The sequence below is a fragment of the Polaromonas sp. P1_G2 genome (assembly GCF_056405515.1).
Map to the genome: position 1 here is coordinate 1 of NZ_JBFUBY010000418.1, position 2,500 is coordinate 2,500.

The following is a 2,500-nucleotide window of genomic DNA, read 5'->3' on the forward strand; positions in this document are numbered from 1 at the left end:
GGTCTGGGGCTTGAACTGGCCGGGGTCTGGGGCTTGAACTGGCCGGTGATGAAGATGGGCATCGCGGACTATCCGCCGCTGACCTTCCGGGCGATTTCAATCTGGCTGGGGATTCCGGTGCTGGGGCTGGCGATGGTGCAGCTCAAGGTGCCGTTTCTTGTACCGCGCAACAAGTGGCGCGAGCTGTTCTGGCTGGCGGCGGCAAACATGTTTGTCTGGCATGCGCTGATCATCCTGGCGGTGAAAAACCTCAGCAGCGGGCGCGCCGCCATCCTGGGCTACACCATGCCGATTTTTTCGGCGCTGCTGGGCGCCTGGTTTTTCGGCGCGAAGCTGAAAACCCGCAACTGGCTGGGTGTGGCGGCGGCCGCGGTGGGTGTGGCGCTGCTGCTCTGGTATGAGCTAACGAATCTCTCCGGCCGCCCGTTGGGGGTGCTGTGCGCGCTGGTGGCCGCCGCGGTGTGGGCGCTGGGCACGCAGATGCTGCGCAAGACCACGATACCAGCCGCCACGCTGACACTGTCGTTCTGGATGACGGTGATGACGGCCGTGATACTGACCGTGCTGGGCACCGTCTTTGAAATGCCGCAGTGGAAGGCGCCCTCTCCCACGACCTGGGCGGCGATTCTCTACAACGCGGTGCTGATCTTCGGTTTTGCCCACGCGGCCTGGTTCACCTTGGCGCGCGCACTGCCGCCGGTGGCCTCGACGCTGAGCGTGATGATGATTCCCATCCTGGGCGTATTTTCAGGCGCGCTGGGCCTGGGCGAGGTGCTGCACTGGCAGGACTGGGCGGCGGTGGTGTTGATGGTGGCGGCGATCGCCTCGGTGCTGGCGCCCAGCCGGGACACCGCCAAGGCCTGAAGCGGTCTTAACCGGCTGCGGGCCCGGCCACACGGCCCATGGCCAGGCACAGGTCGTCCCAGGCCTTGGCCTTGTCGGACGGGTTGCGCAGCAAATAAGTCGCGTCGTAAGTCACCACCGTGTGAGCGCCGTGCAGGCCGTGCACCTGGCCGCGCAGTTTGCCGAAAGGCTCGCTGGACTGCAGCAAAGCCTGTGCGGCCAGGCGGCCCATGACCAGCACCACGTCGGGTTGCGCGCTGGCCAGCAGGGTTGGCAGGGCCTCGGGCAGGGCGGCGCCCACACCGGCCGCCGCGCCACGCACCAGCGGCGCCAGCAGTACCACGCCGGCCTTGTGCAAGCGGGCGGCGCGCAGCATGTTGTCGAGCAGCTTGCCGGCCTCGCCCTCAAACGGGTTGAAGGGTTCGCGCTGGAGCGCGGCCGCCGGCGTTTCGGCCAGTACCAGCCAGCGAGCGCCCTCGGCATGGGCGGCCTCGGCGTACAGCGCCTGCGCGGCACCCATGCTCCAGGCACCGGCGGTGTACGCCGCGACGGCTTCACGCGCCTCGGCCGGCGCCGCGGCCACCACCGGTGGGCGGGGAGGCTGGGTGCGCACAGGCGGCGGGGCCTCACGCATGACGGGCACGGCGGGAGCCGGCGCCGGCCTGGTTTCCTGCGGGGCAAGCGCTGCCTCCACCACCGCCTCGACAGCGGTAACAGCAACAGGTTCCGACACCGGCAGCCACACGCGCACGCCCATCTCGCGCAGCATGGCGCGATGGCGTTTGTCGAGGTCCAGGCTCATAGGGCCAGGCTCATGACGACGGCGTCTTCGCGCGCCGACGCGCCGTTCGGGTAGTAATTGCGGCGCGTGCCGACGTGGCGAAAGCCGTAGCGTTCGTAAATCGCCTTGGCGCGCACATTGCTCACGCGCACCTCCAGCCACAGCCATTGCGCGCCCTGCGCACGCGACCAGATAGCCAGCGCATCGAGCATGATGCGGGCCCAGCCCTGGCGCTGGTGCTGGGACGCGACAGTGATGTTGAGCAGGTGCACCTCGTCCACGCCCTTCATGGCCACGAAGTAGCCCAGCAATTCGGCATCAGGCGGGTTGCCGCCGGTGAGCAGCTGCGCCTGGTAGCCGGCATTGAGCGAGTCGGTGAAGTTGCCCTGGGTCCAGGGGTGGTCGTAGGCACCCTGTTCCACGCGCACCACCGCATCCAGCCATGCGGGTGTCATGGCTTCGAACTGGGCTTCGAGGGGCTTGAGGATGGCGTTCATGGTGAAGGGGGCTGCGCGGCGAGTTTGGCGGCCTTGACCCGCTCGCGTTCTTCGGTGGTGAGCGCTACTTTATCGCGAACGTAGAGCGGCAGGGCGAGGTCGGCGCTCACACACTGCCCGGCGGCGGCCAGTACGGGCGCCAGGCGCAGCAGGGCGGCGGCCGTGGGCAGGGCCTCGGCCTGCACCGACAAGCCGGCCGGCAGGCGATCCGCGTAGACCGAAAACACATTGCCGGCGAGCAGGTCGACGGCGGCATCGGGCACAAAATCCTCGGGCCGGACCAGTTCGCATTCGCCCAGCGCGCGGCATTGCCCGCCGCTGAATTCARAGCGCTGGACATACATCTCGTCCATGCGCGCGTCCAGCAGCGCCGTGATGC

The 2,500-nt window shown here is 68.4% G+C and carries 4 protein-coding genes; 1 reads left to right on the forward strand and 3 read right to left on the reverse strand.

The features are described from left to right. The first annotated feature begins 3 nt into the window (after positions 1–3). Positions 4–864, forward strand: coding sequence for a DMT family transporter (locus AC1D0P_RS24540; protein WP_477679123.1), 861 nt, complete (start codon positions 4–6; stop codon positions 862–864). 7 nt (positions 865–871) lie between these two features. Here the strand turns inward: AC1D0P_RS24540 and AC1D0P_RS24545 are convergent, their stop codons facing one another. The 3 genes from AC1D0P_RS24545 to AC1D0P_RS24555 all read right to left on the reverse strand — a co-directional run. Further along, a complete protein-coding gene (locus AC1D0P_RS24545; protein WP_477679120.1) occupies positions 872–1,645 on the reverse strand; it encodes a uracil-DNA glycosylase family protein in 774 nt (257 codons plus the stop codon). After that, positions 1,642–2,121, reverse strand: a complete 480-nt coding sequence (gene rimI / locus AC1D0P_RS24550) for a ribosomal protein S18-alanine N-acetyltransferase (RefSeq protein ID WP_477679121.1) — start codon at positions 2,119–2,121, stop codon at positions 1,642–1,644. Before rimI ends, AC1D0P_RS24545 begins: the two co-directional genes overlap by 4 nt. Further along, on the reverse strand, positions 2,118–2,500 hold a 383-nt coding region (locus tag AC1D0P_RS24555), incomplete at its 5' end, for a tRNA threonylcarbamoyladenosine biosynthesis protein TsaB (protein WP_477679122.1). The genes rimI and AC1D0P_RS24555, both read right to left, overlap by 4 nt.